Genomic DNA, 19,968 nt, shown 5'->3' on the forward strand with positions numbered 1-19,968 from the left:
GGGACGTGGCGTGAGGAGCTAGCGCCGTCCCGCGTGATCTGGGTCCCGCACCTCGCTCTGTGGGGCGCGGGACCCAGCTATGTGCTGCTGTGGTGCGTCACCCTCGCTCAAGCCGATTCGTCGATGCAGGCGACGCAGCGGCCCTGGCGCCCACCAGGTCGCCCGCCCGGTCAGCCGCATCACGGCCGGGACGAGTAGTCCGCGCACCACCATCGCGTCCATGAGCACCGCCAAGGCGATGCCGATGCCCAGCATCTTGGTGTTGGTCACCCGAGAGGTGCCGATCGCGACCATGACCACCGCGAGGATCACCGCGGCGGCGGTGATGAGTCCGCCCGTTCGTTGCAGTCCGAAGACGACCGACCTTTCGTGATCACCGGTGCGGTCGTACTCCTCCTTGATGCGAGAGAGCAGAAAGACCCCGTAGTCCATGGACAGCCCAAAGGCCACACAGAACATCAGCACCGGGATCGTCGTCTCGATTTCCCCGGTCGTTGTGAAGTTCAGGGGGCCGGACAGATGGCCGTCTTGGAACACCCACACCATGGCGCCGAACATCGCGGTCAGACTGAGGCCGTTCAGCACGATTGCTTGGAGTGGGATGAGAACGCTGCCGGTGAGCAGGAAGACCAGCACCAGCGTGGCCAAGGTGATGATGCCCAGGGCCCAGGGCAGCCGGTCGGCGATGGCGTCCTTGCTGTCCACCAGGGCCGCTGCCGTACCCGTGACCGACGCATCGAAGGGCGCGCTTTGAGCCCTGATGTCCCGCACCAGGTCTTGGGTTTCGATGGCCACGGCCTCATGTTCGGGCTGCACCGTGAGATGCGCGCCGCCCTCTGCGGTGCGGGTGGCGTCGCTGGGCCCGGCCTCTGTGACCCGCTCACCCCTGACATACGCCCCAGCGGGGCCGTTCACCCGTTGGACGCCCGGAAGTTGGGAAACCTTGGCGCTGTAGGAGGCGAGGTCGGCGGTGCGAGGTGGCACGGTGTGGCTGCCGAGCGTTGGGGTGTTGGCGCCATGTGATGGCCGCGGGCCGCCTGTGCCAAGGGCCTTGTACTTGACAGGGCTTGCGTCCCTACCGGTTCCCCCGTTCTTGCCGGTGTCCGGGGTCCGACCAACCGCGTGGCCGGGTTCCTGGTCGACAGCTCCGGAGGAGTTGGCATCAGTTCGAGCGATGATTTCGATGGCACCGTCAGGGCCGCCCGTGAAGCCATCGCGGATGTGCTGCTGGACGATGTGGGATTCGGCGCTGGCAGGCAACTGACGATCATCAGCGGTACCGAACTCCACTCGCAGGAACGGCAGGCCGAGCACCATCAGGCCCGCGACGGTCACCAGCGCGAAGACGGGAGCTCGACGCATCGCCAGCCGGGCCAGACGTGCCCAGCCCTCGCCCGACACCGCGGCCGTGGCGCCCTGACCATCGGAGCTGATCCGGGTACCCGCCTGGTCCGCGGCGGCACCCACGCTCTCCCCAGCTTCCTGGCTCTCCTCGTTCTTGTGACGCCCCCCGGCCTTTTGGTTCTCGGCTTGCCGTCCACGCCCTGTCTCCTTGCGGCGCCGCAACAGACGTCGCACATCAAGCGCGTTGACCCGCTCACCGAGCAGGACCAGCACGGCCGGCAGCACCACCAGCGCCGCCGCGGCGGCAAGCAGCACAACGGCGATACCCGCGTACGCGAATGACCGCAGAAAATACTGTGGGAAAACCATCATTGCGGCCAGCGACACGGCGACGGTGAGCGCCGAGAAGAGAACCGTGCGGCCCGCTGTGCGCAGCGTCCTACCGACGGCGGAGCGTGGGGTGACTCCGACAACCAATTCTTCGCGGAAACGCCGGACGATGAACAGGGCGTAGTCAACCGCGAGTCCAAGGCCCAGCGCGGTGGTGAGGTTTTGGGCGAAGACAGAGACGTCGGTGAACTCGGTGAGGCCCCGCAGCACGGCGTTGGTGCCCAATATGGCGACGATGCCCACCCCGAGGGGCAGCAATGCGGCGACCGCACTACCGAAAACCATGATCAGCAGAATCAGCGTGATAGGGAGAGCGATCACTTCCGCCCGGAGCAGGTCCTCCTCGATGGTGCTCTGCAACTCGTGCCGCACGGCGACCTGCCCACCGAGCGACACCTCCACCGGCCCGTGGTCGCCTCGGTAATGCGGTGCGAGTCGGTCCAGCGCGTCGTTGGCCGCACCTTCGTCGCCTTGGATACGGGCCACGATCAGCGCCTCGTGTCGGTCCTTGGCCCGTAGCGCCGGGGCAGCCGTGTCCCAATAGGACGTCACGCCCGTGATGGACTTCTCGCCGGCAAGCCGGTGCGCGATCGCTCGGGCTTCAGCCGCAACGACCGGGTCGTCCACCGTGCGCTGACCGCTGTCTACCAGCAGCACGAGGTTGGGCTGCGAGGCGGGAAACTGCCGCTCCAACGCGTCGGTTGCGTACGAGGATTCGGCCGCCGGGTCTTCCCAACCGCCGCTGCCGAGCCGATCGGCGACACCGCTCCCGGCGAGGACCGCGAGCACGGTGAACAGCAGGGCAAGGAGCAAGGAGAGCCTCGGGCGTGCGGTGACCAGCCGGGTCCAACCGCCGATCCCGTCCCCCGCCGGGTCATCGACCCGGTCTTCGTCCGGGGCATTGAGCTTGTTCATCACGCGCCGTTCCCTCCCCCGCACCCTCACGTCATGGCAGAGCGCATAGACCTCCGCATGCCATAGACTGGCAAACGCGAGCTATCACTCGCGTATCAGAATGCGAGCTGCCGCTCGCGTTTGTCAACCATCGCAGGTCAGAGCGGGAAAGACGAGGGCATCGGTGACCGGAGCCAGATCGGGGAACGGAAAGGGCGGGAGCGCGAAGGGCGCAGATGAGCGGGACAGCACGGCCGAGTCCGCCCCGCAACGCGCAGACCGATCCACAGCCGCTTCAGGCGCCAGTTCCGCGGCCGGTTCACGCACCGAAACCAGCGCTAAGTCAGCCGGCGGCAAGGGCAGCCCGAAGGCCAGCCAGCCCAACCCGAGCACTCATCAACCCACCGCGAACACTGCCCAGCCCGAAGCGGAGGGCGTCCAGCCCGACAGGCAAGCGCCCCAGGCATCCGATGCCGAGCGCGCGCTGGCCGAGGACAACCCGGCAACGGCCAAGCCGCGACGACGGCAGGCACGTGGCGAACGGCGCATCGAACAACTACTTGAGGCCGCATCGACCGTCTTCACATCGGTGGGCTACTCAGCGGCGAGTACCAATGCCATCGCGCGCGAGGCCGGCGTCTCGCCCGGCACGCTCTACCAGTTCTTTCCCAACAAAGAGTCGATCGCAGTCGAGCTTGGGGAGCGGCTCATTCATCGTCTCCGCGCGACGCATGGTGCCGCCTTCGCACCCGAAAACGCCCACCTTCCCCTGGCCGAGCTGGTGGACACCGTGCTCGATCCGATGATCGAGTTCAACTGCGTACATCCCGCTGCGCTCGCTCTGCTTTACGGCACCGATGTGCCCGGCAGGGTCGTATCTGATCACGATGCGCTGCATGCGGCCCTGTTGGAGCGTACGGCCGAACTCATCGCGCTACGCGCCCCCGCGCTATCCACCGACGAGCGAATTCGGCTGGCTCAGATGACCGTGGCGCTATTCAAGGCGAGCCTTGAACTCGTGGTCGCTCACGAGGGCGCCGAACGGGACTGGTACACAAGGGAGTCCAAGGCCGCCGTCTACCGCTACCTAGCCCCCTATATCGACCAGGCCCACGCAGGCGCCTCAGCATCGCCCCAGCCCCCACCGAGCCCCTGAGTCACCCGGCCACCCGGCCACCCGGAGCGTCGCCATCGAGCGCCGATCGAGTGCACCGAAACTGATAGGCAGGGCGCCGCCCCCAGAAGCGCTTCATACCCCAGGGGGGTATAGAGTGACCATGGTGGGGACGCGGAAGAACCTCCGAAGCTCCACGAGACCGCCACACCCCCATTTTCAGAGGAGAACCCATGAGCTCCGAGGCCAACTCCGGTTCCTTCAGCACCACCAACGGCGTCACCACGGTCTATACGGTGACGGGCATGACCTGCGGCCACTGCGAGAACGCGGTCACCGAGGAGGTCTCGGCCCTGGACGGCGTCACGTCCGTCACGGCCGTGGCCGCAACTGGCCAGGTGACCGTCGCATCGACCGGTCCGCTCGACGATGAGGCCATGCGCGCCGCCATCGACGAGGCGGGGTACGAACTCACCGGCCGGACCGCCTAGGCGCCAGCCACCACTGTCGCCACCGGCACCACCCGGGGCCGGGTCATGCAGCGCCCTCAAGGGCCGCCGCGCGACCCGGCCTTCACGCTGCCCCTCGCGCCGCGCCTTCGAGCTCGCTTCGGCCTCACCGGCCGCGCGCCTCACCCCGTACACACGCCTCCGGCCCGACACCCCGCCGAGGCCGGGCGTCCGCCAACTCCCGACGTCCGCTACTCGTCGGAGCAGCCAACCCTCTCCCGACCAGCAGAGCCACCTGGCCTCGGCAGGCATCGCGCCCGTGCCACGTGCGGCCGGCCCCCGAACGGTGCCCACGAGTTCATCGCGCCACTCGCCCGGACGACGAGTTGTGCTGAGCCTGCACGTTCGTACACCTTCACGAAATCCCCATAAGCCACACAACACCCATACGCGAGCGCCTCGATATTCAAATCGAGACCCTTGCCCTTTTACGTACCCATATGGCAGGAGACGCAGATCACAGCGGTATGGGGGTAACCATTCACAGGGATCGCGAGTCTAACCGTGTGGTGCTGGGGCGTCTTGGGGGACGTTTCCAGACTGCGCGTAGCCGGGGCGACGTACCGGGGAGCTTTGAGCGGCCCTCCCGCATGTACGCGTCCCGGCAGATCGCGGGCGCACGGCCCTTGGGCCAGCAAGGCTCCCGGCCGGATCCCGTGGGGGGAATCCGCACCGGGGAACAGGAAGCGCCCCGCTCCGACCCGTGGGGGGATCGGTAGCGGGGCGCTTTCGTGTGTGCGTCCGCCCCCATCCAGCGCGCACGCGCCACTCAACGCGGCTATCCGCACCGCCCACCGGGGCGCATTGAGGCATCTCGCACTCTTGCCTGCGAGCCCACCCTCCCGCCGCGCGCGCCGGTTTCAGTTTCTTCACTTTTCGCCCGCCTTTCATCTCCTGCCTTTCATCGCTCCCCGTCGCCGCGCCCCTGGCACGTGATAGAAACTGGAACATCCGTCCCAGTTTCTATGTCAGGAGTCGCGATGGCCAATCCCTACGGCGTGCTCTTCGCCACCCCTGGTGCGCGGGCCTTCACCGCCGCCGGGTTCGTCTCTCGGATGCCACTGTCCATGACGGGCATCGGGCTGATCACGATGCTGTCCGACCTGCGCGGCCAATACGGCATCGCCGGTGCCGTCGCCGCCACGTTCACCCTGTCCATGGCGTTCTTCGGGCCACAGGTCTCCCGGCTGGTCGATCGCTTCGGGCAGAGCCGGGTGTTGTTGCCGGTCACCGGAGTGAGCGTGGCCGCGCTGGGGTTACTGCTGCTTTGCGCGCACTACGCGGCACCGGTGTGGACGCTGTTTTTGCTCGCGGTGCCTTCGGGCTGCATGCCGAGCATGGCGGCGATGGTCAGGGCCCGGTGGACCGAGCTCTACCGTGACTCACCCCGATTGCACACCGCCTATGCGTTGGAGGCCGTGGTGGAGGACATCACCTTCATCGCGGGGCCTGCGCTCTCGGTGCTGCTGTGCACGACGCTCTTCCCGGAAGCCGGGCCGTTGGCCGCTGCGGTGCTGCTGGCCGTGGGTGTCGCGCTCTTCGTCATGCAGCGCGGTACGGAGCCACCGGTGCGTACGGAGGCGCATGGTGGTGGCGGCTCAGCGCTGCGCAGCGGACCGCTACGGGTGCTGATACTCGCTCTGGTCGCGGGCGGCGCGATCGTTGGCACGGTGGACGTGGTGAGCGTGGCGTTCGCGCACGAGCAGGGCCAGCCTGGCGCGACCGGGCTGGTGCTCGCCGTGTACGCCGTTGGCTCCTGCCTGGCCGGGCTGGCGTTCGGGGCCATGACGCTACGGACGCCGCTGCCCCGGCTGCTGGTGATCGGCCTGCTCGGCACGGCCGCCACCACGCTGCCGTTCCTGCTGGTGGACAGCGTCGTCGCCCTGACGGTGGCGGTGTTCTTCGCGGGCGTGTTCTTCGCCCCCACGATGATCACCATCATGAATGTGATCGAGCGCATCGTGCCGGCGCACCGGCTGACCGAGGGCATGACCTGGGCCACGACGGGGCTCGCCACCGGGGCTGCGCTGGGTTCGGCACTCTCCGGCGCGATAGTTGACGAGTTCGGTCCGCGCGGCGGTTTCGCCGTGGCCATTGCAGCGGGCGCGTGCGGAGTGGTTGTCGCGGCGATCGGTTACCGACCGCTGGTGACCGCGATGGCTGGCATGCGTTCCGCATCGCAGGACGGCGACAAGGTCCTCATATCGCAGGACGGAACGGGCACAGAACACGATGCCGTGTCGAGCCTGGATGACGATGCCGCGCCTATCGCCACGCCAGCCCCCCTTCCCAAAGCCGCGGGCGACACCGTGCGCGGAGCCGGGGAAGGTGCCGAGCCGCACGGCGGGAAAGGTACCGTCACGGTGGCTGCCGATTCGAACCGTGCCGGCTTGGCCCCGGGGGCCTCGTCGGGCCGTCAAGGCTCCCCGGACCTCCGGGACTCCTCGGACCGTGCGAACGCGAGCGCCGAGACGGGCTCGGGTGCCGGCTCCGGCTCCGGTACCGGAACGGATGCAGGTACGAGCACGGACGTCGGCTCTCGCACGGAGGCGAGTGCCGCGTCCGGCGCGACCGACCTCCAGACGGGCGCCCGCTCCTCAGCGGACACCGATCGGGAACCGGACTTCGACCGACAACAGCCTTACGTTGACTGCGGCTGAACGGGCTCGTTCAGGCCGCCCGGGATACGGGAGCTTGCCCTGAATCAGCTTGGACCCACACCACAGGCCGAGGGCGATGGTGCCGACGCCCGCCACCCCCGCGCTGCCGCGGGCACCGGGCGCGCCGCCCAAACCGGTGGTGTCGCAGATACGGATCGTGTCGCGGATGCCGCAGGTGCGGAGCTCGGTGGCGGCGTAGCAGAGGCCAGCGGTACCGCAGACGCTGGTGCAACAGAAGATGCCGATGCCACAGCGGATAGCGGTGGTGTTGATGTTGGCAGTGATGTTGGTGATGTTGGTTTTGGCGGTGGGCAGCCTGGGGCCGCTGGTGGCGGCCACCGGCCCGGGTCGTCGCCCGGGGGCGCCGGCAAGGCCGAAGCCGTTGGAGTTGTGACCGATGGCCGCCGGGTCAAGGGAGAGAGGCGGCGGCGCGCACTCATCGAGGCGGCCTTGCGGGTAGTCGAACGAGATGGGGCCGCCGGCGTCAGCCATCGGTCGGTGGCCCGCGAGGCCGGGCTGCCGACCACATCCGCCACGTACTACTTCAGCGGCATCGACGATCTGTTGTGCGCGGCGCTTACCAGCGTGATGACCGAGGACGCCGGCCGGATGCGGCGGCTCGCTGCCGAGACGGACGGTGGGCTCGACAGCAGGCAGACACTGGCCCAGCTCATGGCGGACGTGGTCGCCGCACCGGGGCGGCTGCTTGCCGAGTACGAGCTCTACCTTCAGGCCGCGCGGCGACCCGAGCTGCGCGAGGTGACCCAGGTGTGGCTGGACGCGGCGGCGGACTTCGTTCGGGGGTACACCCAGGACCCGGTCCGGGTGCGGGTCGTCGTGGGCGCCATCGACGGTTTGCTGCTTCAGGCGCTGCTCACTGATGACCCGCCGGGGGTGGCGGATTTCGAGGAAATACTGCGCGATTTGCTGCCATGCCCAGAGGACTAGGGCTGCCGGCCACTCATACCGGGGCCCGGCCGCCGTGCTGCCGCACAGCCCAGCGATCGCCGGGCCATCGCGCAGTCGGCGCCATGCGGTCGGACCCGGGGTCCCACCACTGGCAAGCCGCGAACGCCGGACGGGCCAAGGGGCGGCCTGTCCGGCGTTGATGACGTAGCGAGGAGGGCGCGAGAGAGGACGGGGAACGATCATCGAACCGTGCAGCGGTCGAAGCGGGCCCCACCGGTCTCTCGCCGGAAAGGGGCTAGCGCTGCTCCACAGGGATGAAGTCGCGCTCGACTACGCCCGTGTAGATCTGACGGGGGCGGCCGATGCGGGAGCTGGGCTCCTTGATCATCTCGTGCCACTGGGCGATCCAGCCGGGGAGCCGGCCGAGCGCGAAGAGCACAGTGAACATCTCGGTCGGGAAGCCCATCGCTCGGTAGATGAGGCCGGTGTAGAAGTCAACGTTCGGGTAGAGCTTGCGCTCCACGAAGTAGTCGTCGGCCAGCGCGTGCTCTTCGAGCTTGAGCGCGATGTCGAGCAGTTCGTCGGACTTGCCGAGCGCGGACAGGACATCGTGCGCCGCCGACTTGATGATCTTCGCGCGGGGGTCGAAGTTCTTGTAGACGCGGTGCCCGAAGCCCATGAGCTTCACGCCGTCTTCCTTGTTCTTCACCTTGCGGATGAAGGCATCGACGTCACCGCCGGAGTTCTTGATGCTCTCCAGCATCTCCAGCACCGACTGGTTGGCTCCGCCGTGCAGCGGGCCCCACAGTGCGCTGATGCCCGCCGAGATCGACGCGAACATGTTCGCCTGCGACGAGCCGACCAGGCGGACCGTCGAGGTGGAACAGTTCTGCTCGTGGTCAGCGTGCAGGATCAGCAGCTTGTCCAGGGCGCTGACCACAACCGGGTCCAGGTCGTACTCGGCGGCTGGCACCGAGAAGGTCATCCGCAGGAAGTTCTCGACGTAGCCGAGGTCGTTACGCGGGTAGACGACCGGGTGGCCGACCGACTTCTTGAACGCGTACGCAGCGATCGTCGGCAGCTTGGCCAGCAACCGGATCGTCGAGAGGTGCCGCTGCTGCTCATCGAACGGGTTGTGACTGTCCTGGTAGAACGTGGACAGCGCGCTGACCACGGACGACAGCATCGCCATCGGGTGCGCGTCACGCGGGAAGCCGTCGTAGAAACGCTTGACGTCCTCATGGAGCAGCGTGTGCTGAGTGATCTCGTTGCGGAAGCTGGCCAGCTCATCGACGGTCGGCAGCTCCCCGTTGATCAGCAGGAAGGCCGTCTCCACAAAGGTGCTGCGCTCCGCCAGCTGCTCAATGGGGTAGCCGCGGTACCGCAGAATGCCTCCCTCGCCATCGAGGTAGGTGACCGCGGATTTATACGCAGCAGTGTTGCCGTAACCAGAGTCCAGGGTCACCAGACCGGTCTGGGCGCGGAGCTTGCCGATATCGAAACCGCTGTCGCCGACGGTGCTCTCGATCACCGGGTAGGTGTATTCGTCGTCCCCGTACCGCAGTACTACAGAGTTGTCGCTCACGTCATCCCTCACCGACGTTGTGCCTCTTCTTCGAGGTGCCCTGACTAGCCCTACCTTCCCCCATTTGGACGATGAACGTGCACTCGGGGTCGGCCATAGGGCCTAACTGCGGCACTGAGTGCCGCCATCATGTCCATCCTGCCCCCTTACCGCCGGTTCCGGAAACCCGCGAGGCGTCGGGGCCAGCGGTGCCGCCGCCGAGTCGGTGGTCGAGCGCGGTGAAGCGCCGCCCCGCACTCACGGTGCGAACGGCTTGGCCCAGCGCCTTGCGGGAGCCGACCAGCACCACGAGCCGTTTTGCTCGGGTTACTGCCGTATAGAGCAGGTTGCGTTGCAGCATCATCCACGCCCCGGTCGTCACCGGGATGACCACCGCGGGGTACTCGCTGCCCTGCGAGCGATGGATGGTCATGGCGTACGCATGTGCCAACTCATCCAGCTCGTCGAAGTCGTATCCGACTTCCTCGTCCTCGTCCGTGCGGACCGTCAGCCGCTGCTCCTCGCTGTCGAGCGCGGTGACGACGCCAACGGTGCCGTTGAAGACGCCGTTGGCGCCCTTGTCATAGTTGTTGCGGATCTGGGTGACCTTGTCGCCGACGCGAAAGATCCGGCCGCCGAAGCGCCGCTCGGGCAGGTCGGGCCTGGCCGGCGTCACGGCCTGCTGAAGCAGTCCGTTGAGCGTGCCCGCGCCCGCGGGACCCCGGTGCATCGGTGCGAGCACCTGCACATCACGGCGCGGGTCCAGCCCGAATTTCGCCGGCAGGCGCCGCGCCGCCACATCGACCGTGAGCCGTCCCGCCTCTTCGGTGTCGTCCTCCACGAAGAAGAAGAAGTCCGGCAGGCCCTGGGTGATGGGCGGCACTCCGGAGTTGATGCGGTGCGCATTGGTGACCACGCCCGACTGCTGGGCCTGCCGAAAGATCCGGGTCAGTCGGACGGCCGGAACCGGGCCGCCCGGGGCCAGCAGATCCCGCAGCACCTCGCCAGCGCCCACGGAGGGGAGCTGGTCCACATCCCCTACCAGTAGCAGGTGGGCGCCGGGCGGCACGGCCTTCACTAGCTTGTTGGCCAACAGCAGGTCCAACATCGATGCCTCGTCCACGACCACCAGGTCGGCGTCCAGCGGTCGTTCCTTGTCGTAGGCGGCGTCGCCACCGGGCTTGAGTTCAAGCAGCCGGTGCACGGTGGACGCCTCGGCGCCGGTGAGCTCGGCTAGCCGCTTGGCCGCACGTCCGGTAGGTGCGGCGAGCACCACCTTGGCCTTCTTTGCGCGAGCCAACTCCACCACCGAGCGCACCGTGAACGATTTGCCGCAGCCGGGGCCGCCGGTCAGCACGGCGACCTTCTCGGAGAGTGCGAGTCTGACTGCCTGCTGCTGCTCGGGGGCGAGGTCGGCACCGGTGCGTTGAGCGAGCCAGACCAACGCCTTGTCCCAGTCCACGTCGTGGAAGGCGGGCATTCGATCCTCGTCGCAGCGCAGCAGCCGCCGCAGCGCTCCGGCCAAAGAAAGCTCGGCGCGGTGAAAGGGGACCAGATAGACGGCGGTAACGCTCTCGCCGTCAGCGGCGCCGGGAATCGTCTCCCGCACCACCCCTTCCGCGTCGTCCGCCAGCTCTGCCAGGCACTCGATGACAAGGCCCGTATCGACCTGAAGCAACTTCACGGCGTCCGCGATGAGTTGCTCCTCGGGCAGGTAGCAGTGACCGTTGTCGGTGGACTGGGACAGGGCGTACTGCAAGCCCGCTTTTACGCGCTCGGGGCTGTCGTGCGGGATGCCGACGGCCTGGGCGATCCGGTCGGCGGTGAGGAAGCCGATGCCCCAGACATCGGCCGCCAGGCGATAGGGCTGATTACGCACGACGGAGATCGAGGCGTCTGCGTACTTCTTGTAGATACGCACCGCGATGGAGGTGGAGACGCCGACCCCCTGAAGGAAAATCATGACCTCCTTGATGGCCTTTTGTTCCTCCCAGGCCGCTCCGATCATCTTGGTGCGCTTGGGCCCAAGCCCCGGGACCTCGATCAGCCGCTTCGGCTGCTGCTCGATCACGTCCAGCGTCTGTACACCGAAGTGCTCGGTGATGCGGTCGGCGATCCTCGGCCCGATGCCCTTGATGAGGCCGGAGCCGAGATAGCGGCGTATGCCCTGGACGGTGGCCGGCAGCACCGTCGTGTAGTTCTCCACAGTGAACTGCTTGCCGTACTGCGAGTGCGAGCCCCAGCGCCCCTCCATCCGCAGCAACTCGCCCGGCTGTGCGCCGAGCAGCGACCCAACGACGGTCAGCAGATCGCCGGAACCGCGCCCCGTATCGACCCGCGCGACCGTGTAGCCGTTTTCTTCATTGGCGTAGGTGATCCGCTCCAGGACCCCTTCGACCACCGCAAGGTTGGACATGAGGCGACCGTACCGCCGGACTCCGACAGCTTGTGCGGGCCTGTGGATAACTGCGAACGGCCGGCTGAGCGGCGGACTTCGAACGCACACATCCCACCCGCGCCGACGCGTACACCCTGCTCCCGCCGACGCTTGCATCCTGCTCCCCGCCGACGCGTCCAACTCACGCCCACCGGACCCCCGCCGATACGTGCCACTCCCGCCCGCCGGGCTCCTGGCGGGCAGGGGGCAGACCCCCAGATCAGGCGCGAATGGGGACAGGCCCACAGCACCGGTGCGACCCCGCACGGCGACTTCGGGCGAACTCGGGGGCGTACCGGACGGCCAAGGCGCAGCAAGATGGCGGCATTGCGGAGCCGGGCCGGAGGCGCCCGCGAGCAGCGGAGGTCGAAGGGCGGACCAGAAAGCCACGAGGGGCCTGGTCCGCAGACCAGGCCCCTCATGGTTTCCCCCTCCACTGGCTCCGCTCGAAATCCCCCCAGATTCCCCTCCGCGAGAGCCGGATGACACATACGACCCGTTGCAGGCGTGAAGGGTTGCACGATTCCGTGCTGTTATTTATCCGTTACCTGGAGTCAAGGTTTTGAGGTGACCGGATGACGGGGAGACAGACACGTCTTGACCTGTTGACCAGCAGGCTGCCGAGGGTTCGTGAGGCGAATGGGCGCCGTTCCGGCCCTGGCGGATGTTCGGCATCCGTCCTGGAGCAGGATGGCCGCCCCGGACCCCCTGCGCACAACAGCCACCGCTAGTCTGCCGCTGGCCCACGGGACGTACGCTGCGCAGCACGGCAGGGCACGGCACCGTCCACCGTGGGCCGCGCAGCCGAGGCCGGCTATGGGGCCGGACTCGTCAACGTGTCGGGCGCGGTGTATCGGGGGCGTGACATGTCGGGCACAGTCGGGCGTATGGCGTTCGCACCATCGGGGCGTGACGCGTCCGGGCATCGCAGCGCCGGGGGCACAACCGCGCTCCTGGCGGGACCGATGGCGGTGCCGATCCGAACCCCGACGCCAGCGGCGCAAGGCAGCGGCCACACCCCCGGCCGCGGATCACGGCCACGGATCACGGCCGCCGGCAACAGCTTCGGGCCACAGCATCGGCGACAACAGAAACAACAACGGTGGCCTCAGCGCCATCATCAGCAATATCGGCGGCACCCCGACAGCGAGAGCAACAGCAACGGACGGCGGATGGAGCGGAAGCAATGACGGTGACCCTGGCCGATGTGGCGGCGCGGGCAGGTGTCTCGGCGGCCACCGTCTCCCGCGTGTTGAGCGGCAACTACCCGGTCGCGGAGGCGACTCGGGCCCGGGTTCTGCGTGCGGTCGATGACCTCGACTACGTGGTCAACGGACCGGCCAGCGCACTTGCCGCGGCCAACTCCGACCTCGTCGGCATCCTGGTCAACGACATCGCCGACCCCTTCTTCGGCATCATGGCGGGGGCCATCCAAGCCGAGATGGGTGGCGGGCCCAGCACCGTTTCCGCCGGTGCCGAGGCCCGGAGCATGCCGGGAGGCGGACCGCTGTCCCTGAGCGGGCCCAGCCTGCCGGGGGCGGGCACCAGCGGGGAGAAACTGGCCGTCGTCTGCAACACCAATGGCTCGCCCGCGCGTGAACTGACCTACCTCACCCTGCTCCAGCGTCAGCGCGCCGCAGCCGTCGTGCTCACCGGCAGCGGGGCGGACGACCCCGAACACACCGAGCGGCTGGCGGCCAAGGTGGCCAAGCTGACCGCGGCCGGTACCCGGGTGGTGCTCTGCGGAAGACCACCGGTGCCGGGCGCTCTGACGCTCACCTTTGACAATCGGGGCGGTGCCAGACGGCTGACCGAGCACCTGCTCACCCTTGGGCATCGGCGCATCGGTTATATCGCCGGTCCCGCCGACCGCACCACCACGAGGCATCGGCTTGAGGGCCACCTCGCCGCTCTCGCCGCGCATGGTCCACAGACGACTGGGCCCGTCAGGCCCGTCGTCGAGGGCGCGGCGGGCGCCGAGATCCCCATGGCGGCAGGACGTGCACGCCCCCGGCGCGGATCAGCCGATGCGGCGCACGACACGGCGCCCGGCGGTCCGCCATTGGTCGTCCATGGAGCGTACGACCGGGCTTCCGGTTACGACGCGGCGTGCGAGCTCCTCCGCCGCGAGCCGGGTATTACCGCGCTGGTCGCCGCCAATGACACGGTGGCACTCGGCGCCTGTGCGGCGCTGCGGGACCTGGGGTTGCGCATTCCGCATGACGTGTCGGTCACCGGATTCGACGATCTGCCGTTCAGCGCGGACGCGGCTCCAGCGCTCAGTACCGTACGGCTGCCGTTGTACGAGGCGGGCGCGCGGGCGGGACGGCTGGCGCTCGGGCGGGAAATCGCGCCGCCGGGCGGGGTCGCCATGATCCGCGCCGAGCTGATGATCCGTAACTCGACCGCCCCGCCGCCGGGTGCTGCGGGCGAGCTCTGAGCCGTCACCAGCTACCCAAGGCTGGGCGGCGTCTCGGCGAGCTGCCCAAGGCTAGGTGATGTCCCGGCGGGCCACGGACGCCGACGGCGGGGGTCATAGACGGGCCGGGTGTGGCAATCGGGCAACCGGGCACGCGGATACTGTGCCGCCGCGCCGTGGCGGCATTGACCTCGGCATCGTCGCTGCCTAGCGTCCGCTGTGCCGCCCACGTGCACCGACCGTTCTGGAGCCCCGTGTGAAGCTCGCCTTTTCCACCCTCGGCGTACCCGGCCTGCCGATCCCCGATGTCGTCCGGCTCGCCGCCGACAACGGCTATCAGGGCGTCGAACTGCGGGCCCACCCCGAAGAGCACGTCCACAGCGGACTGAGCCCGGCCGAACGGGCCGCAGTCGCCAAGGAGTTTCGCGTGGCTCAGATGCAGGTCCTTGCCGTCGCCGGTTACGTACGTGTTGCCGAGGCGGGCGCGGACGGCCCGATCCTCACCCAGCTACGGGAACTCCTCGCGCTCGCCCGAGACCTCGACGCCCCGTATGTCCGAGTTTTCCCCGGCGGCGGCGACCAGACCCCATCGCAGGCCGACGCGACGGCAGCGCGCAGGCTGGCCGCCGTCGCTGCGGACGCGCACGACCTCGGCGTGCGGGTACTACTCGAAACCCATGACTCGCACCGCACCGCGGCCGACGCCTGTCGGGTGCTCGGACTGGTCGGACACCTCAGCGTGGGGGCCATCTGGGACGTGTTGCACACCTGGCTCGGCGGCGAGGAACCCGTCACCTCGCACGCCGCCCTCGCTCCGCACCTGGGCTATGTGCAGGTCAAGGACGTGGCCTCGGCGAACGACACCACCCCGCTGCCGCTCGGCGAAGGGGTGCTGCCGCTGCGCGAGTGCCTGACCACGCTGGTACGCGCCAACTTCGCTGACGCCGCGCGGCCCGATACGGACGAGGGCTGGGTGTGCTGGGAGTACGAGAAGCGCTGGCACCCGGAGGCGGCCGAGTTGCCGCCGCTGCTGGGGCCGGGCCGGGACCAGCTGCTGGGGCTGCTGGCCGAGGCCGCCGCCATCCGGCCCGATGCGCAGTGGCCCCAGCAGCAGGAGGAACCGGGGCATCATCCGTAGCCACTGCCTGGGGCGGCGACGCGCTCATCCAGGACCAGCGCCCGCTTTCGTAGCCACTGCCTGGGGGTGGCGACGCGCTCATTCAGGGCCAGCGCCCGCTTTCTCACTGAGGCTCGCACCCGCGCGTCTGCCGGCGTTCGCCCCTGTCTGCGCCCCGCCCCCGACGGCAACCGGAACGTTCTTCGCAGCCAGTGCGTCTGGGCGTCCGCCGCGCCTGGCTCCCGTGAATGACGTCAGGGCGACCCCGCCGACGAGGAGTGCGGCAGCCAGCCAGCGCAGAGGGCTCACTCCCTCGTTCAGGAGCAGCGCGGCGGACGACATCCCGAAGACCGGCACCAAAAGGGCGAAGGGCGCAACGGCGGAGGCATCGTACATACGAAGCAGATAGCCCCAGGCCCCGAAGCCAAGCAGGGTGGCGAACCAGGCCACGTAGGCAATGGCGCCGACGCCACTCCAGTCCAGCGCTCGCAGCGCGGCCATGTCCTCCTTTGGCCCCTCGAACAGCAGCGAGAGGGCCAGCAGCGGTAGCACCGGGATGACGCTCACCCAGACCATGAAGCGCAATCCATCGGGCGGAGCGGCCTTACGGGTCAGAACGTTGGACACTCCCCAGGCCACGGCCGCAGCGATGACCAGCACGAATCCAAGAACGGGGCCCGACGTTCCTTCATCGACGGCAGCGACTGCGATGCCGCCCAACGCGATGGCCATGCCAATGAGTCGGGTTCTGCCCGGCCGCTCGCCGAGTACGACGGCTGCGAACAGGGCCGTGAACACCGCCTGCACCTGAAGTATGAGCGAGGAGAGGCCGGCGGGCGCGCCCTCGCGCATGCCGACGAATAGCAGCCCGAACTTGGCGACTCCCAGCGCCAACCCGACGCCGATGATCCAACGCCAGGCGACCTGCGGCCTGCCGACGAAGAACACGGCGGGCAGCGCGGCGGCCATGAAGCGCAGTGCGCAGAAGAGAAGCGGAGGGAAATGGTCGAGACCGACCTCGATAATGACAAAGTTGACGCCCCAGGTGGCGGATATAAACACGGCCAGGGCGATGTGAGCGGGACGCATGTGATCGAGGATCGACTCAGCGAACCATGTAGCACCAGCGCGAATGTCTTCATGATTGGATGAAGCAGCGCTACAACCAGAGGAAATCGCTAGTCGCCAGTACGACCACAGTCCGAAAATCCTTGGGGAGAGCATGCTGGATCTGTCTCGGTTGCGGGCCCTGCATGCGGTGGCCGTGCACGGCTCAGTCAGCGCGGCGGCGGTGGCCCTCGGCTACACCCCGTCTGCGGTCTCGCAGCAGATAGCGAAGCTGGAGCGGGAGACCAAGACCACGCTCATCGAACGCCGGGGCCGTGGCATCGCCTTGACCGATGCCGCACAACATTTGGCGCATACGGCTCAGCAGTTGCTCGCCATCGTGGAGCGCGCCGAGACCTCGCTTGAGGAGCGCCGCGGGCAGCCTTCTGGGCGGCTGGCGGTGGGTGCCTTCGCTTCGGCGGCACGCGGGTTGATGCCCTCGGTGCTCGCCGAAATGACGGCTCAGTACGCGGGTTTGGACATCCGATTGATCGAGGTGGACCCCCATGTATCACCCGACCTGGTGTCGCGCGGCATGATCGATCTCGCCATCACGCATGACTGGGACATATCGCCACTACCGGCGCCCGATGGGGTGGAGCGGGCCGTGATCGGCGACGACCCTTCGGACATTCTGGTGCCCCGCGGCCATCCGCTCGCCGGCCGCACCCTGGTACGCCGCAGCGACCTGGCCGCGCAACGATGGATCTGCCAACCGCCGGGCACGGTCTGCCACGACTGGCTGGTACGGACGCTGCGCGCCTCCGGCCATGAGCCGGACCTGGCCTACCAGGTCGCCGAATATCACACGCAACTTGCACTGGTCGGCGCTGGCTTGGGCATTGCTCTCGTACCAAGGCTGGGCCGGAGCCCGCTGCCGGATGGCGTATCCGTCGTACCACTCGAACCCACGCCAGTGCGCCGGCTGTACGCGCTCTGGCGCCTGGGCGCGGCCCGCCGCCCGGCGATCACGGAGGCCGTCCGCGTCCTCCACGACCACTGGCCGCGCTGCGCAGCGGCCTAAACCCCCGCCCCTCGGTCACCTCCCCCTCGCGCACCTCATGCACCGTGTGCGTCTCATGCGCCGTGTGCGTCTCATGCGCCTGCACGCCTCCATACGCCTCCACACGCCTTTGTGCGCCTCTGTACGCCTCCGCGCGCCCATCAGGCCGCAGCCCCGTCACACGCGGAGTGCGCCCCGCCCGCGTACCCCGGCGGGCCGCGGGCCGAGCCGTACCCGTACCCGTACCCGTACCCGACCAAGGTCGTCCGCTGTGGTTGCGTGCCCGCACAGGCCGAAGGGGCGCCCGGTGGTCTTCCGGACGCCCCTTCACAGCAAGCACAGTCGGCGGCCTACCAGCACGGTCAATGCGACCCGGCCGCCAACTCGGCCATCCACGGCCAGTCCTCAGTTCCGCAGAAATTACGGGCCCACGGGACTACGGGCCCACAGGTCTACGGCTGGAGGATGGCCTCGCGCTTGAGGTCCCTGCGGTCGAGCTGCTTGTCGTACGGGGCCAGCGGCTTCGCCGCCTCGTCGCCCGACTTCACGGCCTGCGGCTGGACGCCTGCCCAGTCCAGGACACGTGCGGTGGCCTTGGCGCGCTTCTCAGCGGGCAGGCCAGCGATGTTGGCACCGTGGTTGGCGCCGGGCACGGTGTAGACGTAGGAGTCGTTGCGCTTGCCTACGTGGAACGGTTCCGCGCCCCACGGGTCGTTCTCGCCGTTGACGAACAGCATCTGCTCGCCGTCGTGGCGCACCCAGGAGTCGATGTCATGCATGACATACGGCTGGAACTTCATCGGAATCTCGGCCGGGACCGCGTGCCGGGGCGCGTCGATGCCCGGGTAGCGCAGCAGGTCCTTGAGCTTGGTGTACTGCACCGTGGGCCAGCCCAGTTGGGTACCCGCCTGGTAGTAGTACGGGGTGTAACCCTCCAGGCCCTGATCCGTAGTGGAGTCGAAGCCCGAGATCTTGTCGATGTAGTTGTACAGCACATCGTCGGACGCGGTCGGCGCCGGCACATCCGCGCAGTCCTTCTCCAGGCTGTACTGCCAAAACGCCCAGGACAGGCTGATGACAGCGTTCTCGTACGCCTTGTCGGCGCTGCCCATCACCTTGAAGGTACGGCCCTCGTCGCCCGCCCACTTCTCGAAGCGGGCAACCAGCCGGCCGCGGCGCTCCAGCGCCTCGCGCTGCACAGCGGTCAGGCTGTTGCGGCACTCGCTTGCACCCACGCGGGAGAAGAACTGGTCGTATGCGCGGTCTTCCCTGTTCACCACGTCGTTGGGCGCCACATACGCCACGGTGCCGTCCATGTCGTTGGGGTAGAAGCGGCGGAAGTACGTCGCCGTCATGCCGCCCTTGCTGCCGCCGGTGGCCAGCCAGTTCTCGCCGTAGATCGGCTTCAGGGCCCTGTACAGGCGGTGCTGGTCGCTGGCGGCCTGCCAGATGTCGAGCTTCTTCCAGTCAGCCGGCTTGGGCCGGGAAGGAGTGAAGAAGCGGTACTCCATGGAGAGCTGGTTGCCGTCGATGATCTGCGTCGGCTCGCTACGGCGCGGCGCCGTGTTGACGTTGTAGCCGGAGGTGAAGAAGACCGTCGGGCGGTCGATGGACTTGTGCAGCAGGGTGATCCGCTGCTTGAACGTGCCCTTGGTCGGGTGCCGGTGGTCGATCGGCTGCTCGTAGTTGAGCACGAAGAAGCGGTAGCCGTCGTAAGGCTTCTCTTCTATGAAACTCATCCCCGGTATCTTGAGGATGCGTTCTTTGATGTCGTTTGGCTGTGCGGCGGTCGCCGTTCCCGCCGAAGCGCTGCCCACGCCCACGGTGCCTATGAGCACCGCAAGCGCGAGCAGCCATCTGAGCGACTTGTGCATTCGCCCTCCCCTGGAGTCCATGATGGTCGCCGTGAACCTATCGGGGGGCGTACGCGACCGGCTAGCCCCAGTTCACACGGGGGCGGCGACCCGTACGCAATGGTCGAGTCCCGTTACGCTACGTCGTGCCCCTCCCCTCTCCGCATGAGATGAACCATGCTGTCGGCATGGACCGAGAGGAACGCCAGGGGCCGGGGCGCCCCGAGCCAAGCGAGCGGGCCGAGCGGTTGCGCCAGTATCTGAGCGAGTTGGAGCGGCGCATCGATGCTCGCTCGCTCGAACTGCTGATGCGCCTGCTCCGCGAACTCAGTGTCTCACCGGCCGTGCGAGGCGGCACCTACGAACTGGGCATGAGCCCGGAGGAGCGGGAGCTGTTCACCCCCGCGCTCCAGGCCGAACTGCTGGTCCTGTTCGGGCTGCTCACCTCGAAGGACGAGCGAGTAGTGGTCGATCTGGGAGACAGCCCGCACGCGAAGGGCATGAAGGTGCTCGTCCCCCAAGACCGGGCGCACGACCCCGAGTTCCTCCATCGCCACAAGGAGCGGGTAGCCGCGGAAGCTGCCGAGCGGGAGGCGGACCGGCGCGAGGTGGAGGCCATCGCGCGGGCCAGCGGCATGGACCCGTGAG

The 19,968-nt window shown here is 68.2% G+C and carries 14 protein-coding genes; 8 read left to right on the forward strand and 6 right to left on the reverse strand.

Annotated features, from left to right (window positions below; translation table 11 throughout):
- Positions 1–18: 18 nt before the first annotated feature.
- Entirely contained in the window at positions 19–2,649 is a 2,631-nt protein-coding gene (locus FHS42_RS36840; RefSeq protein WP_246494449.1) for an MMPL family transporter, read from the reverse strand.
- Positions 2,650–2,812: 163 nt separating this feature from the next.
- Here FHS42_RS36840 and FHS42_RS36845 point away from each other — a divergent pair, with 163 nt between their 5' ends.
- The 3 genes from FHS42_RS36845 (at position 2,813) to FHS42_RS10140 (ending at position 6,911) form a co-directional block, all read left to right on the forward strand.
- Positions 2,813–3,784, forward strand: a complete 972-nt coding sequence (locus tag FHS42_RS36845; RefSeq protein ID WP_312866809.1) for a TetR family transcriptional regulator — start codon at positions 2,813–2,815, stop codon at positions 3,782–3,784.
- A 191-nt stretch (positions 3,785–3,975) separates the two neighbouring features.
- Positions 3,976–4,233, forward strand: coding sequence for a heavy-metal-associated domain-containing protein (locus FHS42_RS10135; protein WP_184571200.1), 258 nt, complete (start codon positions 3,976–3,978; stop codon positions 4,231–4,233).
- A 998-nt stretch (positions 4,234–5,231) separates the two neighbouring features.
- The gene (locus FHS42_RS10140) at positions 5,232–6,911 is read left to right on the forward strand and encodes an MFS transporter (RefSeq protein ID WP_184571202.1); all 1,680 of its coding nucleotides are present in this window, start codon (positions 5,232–5,234) and stop codon (positions 6,909–6,911) included.
- Here FHS42_RS10140 and FHS42_RS10145 read toward each other — a convergent pair.
- A complete protein-coding gene (locus FHS42_RS10145; RefSeq protein WP_184571687.1) occupies positions 6,849–7,403 on the reverse strand; it encodes a hypothetical protein in 555 nt (184 codons plus the stop codon). The two genes, FHS42_RS10140 and FHS42_RS10145, sit on opposite strands and share 63 nt — an antisense overlap.
- Here FHS42_RS10145 and FHS42_RS10150 point away from each other — a divergent pair.
- A complete protein-coding gene (locus FHS42_RS10150; protein WP_184571204.1) occupies positions 7,302–7,859 on the forward strand; it encodes a TetR/AcrR family transcriptional regulator in 558 nt (185 codons plus the stop codon). The genes FHS42_RS10145 and FHS42_RS10150 overlap by 102 nt on opposite strands.
- Before the next feature lie 256 nt (positions 7,860–8,115).
- Here the strand turns inward: FHS42_RS10150 and FHS42_RS10155 are convergent, their stop codons facing one another.
- Together FHS42_RS10155 and recD2 are read right to left on the reverse strand one after the other, a co-directional pair.
- Entirely contained in the window at positions 8,116–9,405 is a 1,290-nt protein-coding gene (locus FHS42_RS10155; RefSeq protein ID WP_312866810.1) for a citrate synthase, read from the reverse strand.
- A 127-nt stretch (positions 9,406–9,532) separates the two neighbouring features.
- Positions 9,533–11,800: an SF1B family DNA helicase RecD2 gene (gene recD2 / locus FHS42_RS10160; RefSeq protein ID WP_246494450.1), complete on the reverse strand. Its 2,268-nt coding sequence runs from the start codon at positions 11,798–11,800 to the stop codon at positions 9,533–9,535.
- 1,207 nt (positions 11,801–13,007) lie between these two features.
- Here recD2 and FHS42_RS10165 point away from each other — a divergent pair.
- Positions 13,008–14,261 (forward strand): LacI family DNA-binding transcriptional regulator, encoded by a 1,254-nt coding sequence (locus FHS42_RS10165; protein WP_184571214.1) that lies wholly within the window; start codon positions 13,008–13,010, stop codon positions 14,259–14,261.
- Positions 14,262–14,496: 235 nt separating this feature from the next.
- Entirely contained in the window at positions 14,497–15,378 is an 882-nt protein-coding gene (locus FHS42_RS10170) for a sugar phosphate isomerase/epimerase family protein (RefSeq protein ID WP_184571216.1), read from the forward strand.
- A 78-nt stretch (positions 15,379–15,456) separates the two neighbouring features.
- On the opposite strand, the gene FHS42_RS10175 is transcribed toward FHS42_RS10170, so the two are convergent.
- The gene (locus FHS42_RS10175) at positions 15,457–16,446 is read right to left on the reverse strand and encodes an EamA family transporter (RefSeq protein ID WP_184571218.1); all 990 of its coding nucleotides are present in this window, start codon (positions 16,444–16,446) and stop codon (positions 15,457–15,459) included.
- Between the two features lie 133 nt (positions 16,447–16,579).
- Between FHS42_RS10175 and FHS42_RS10180 the strand changes: the two genes are divergently transcribed.
- The gene (locus tag FHS42_RS10180) at positions 16,580–17,488 is read left to right on the forward strand and encodes a LysR family transcriptional regulator (protein ID WP_184571220.1); all 909 of its coding nucleotides are present in this window, start codon (positions 16,580–16,582) and stop codon (positions 17,486–17,488) included.
- A gap of 431 nt (positions 17,489–17,919) precedes the next feature.
- Here the strand turns inward: FHS42_RS10180 and FHS42_RS10185 are convergent, their stop codons facing one another.
- The gene (locus tag FHS42_RS10185) at positions 17,920–19,341 is read right to left on the reverse strand and encodes a S28 family serine protease (protein ID WP_184571222.1); all 1,422 of its coding nucleotides are present in this window, start codon (positions 19,339–19,341) and stop codon (positions 17,920–17,922) included.
- A gap of 167 nt (positions 19,342–19,508) precedes the next feature.
- On the opposite strand from FHS42_RS10185, the gene FHS42_RS10190 reads away from it, so the two are divergent.
- Complete coding sequence (locus FHS42_RS10190) at positions 19,509–19,967, forward strand: hypothetical protein (protein WP_184571224.1); 459 nt, start codon at positions 19,509–19,511, stop codon at positions 19,965–19,967.
- Position 19,968 lies beyond the last annotated feature (1 nt).

Origin of the sequence: Streptomyces zagrosensis (assembly GCF_014203645.1) — a bacterium.
GTDB lineage: Bacteria > Actinomycetota > Actinomycetes > Streptomycetales > Streptomycetaceae > Streptomyces > Streptomyces zagrosensis.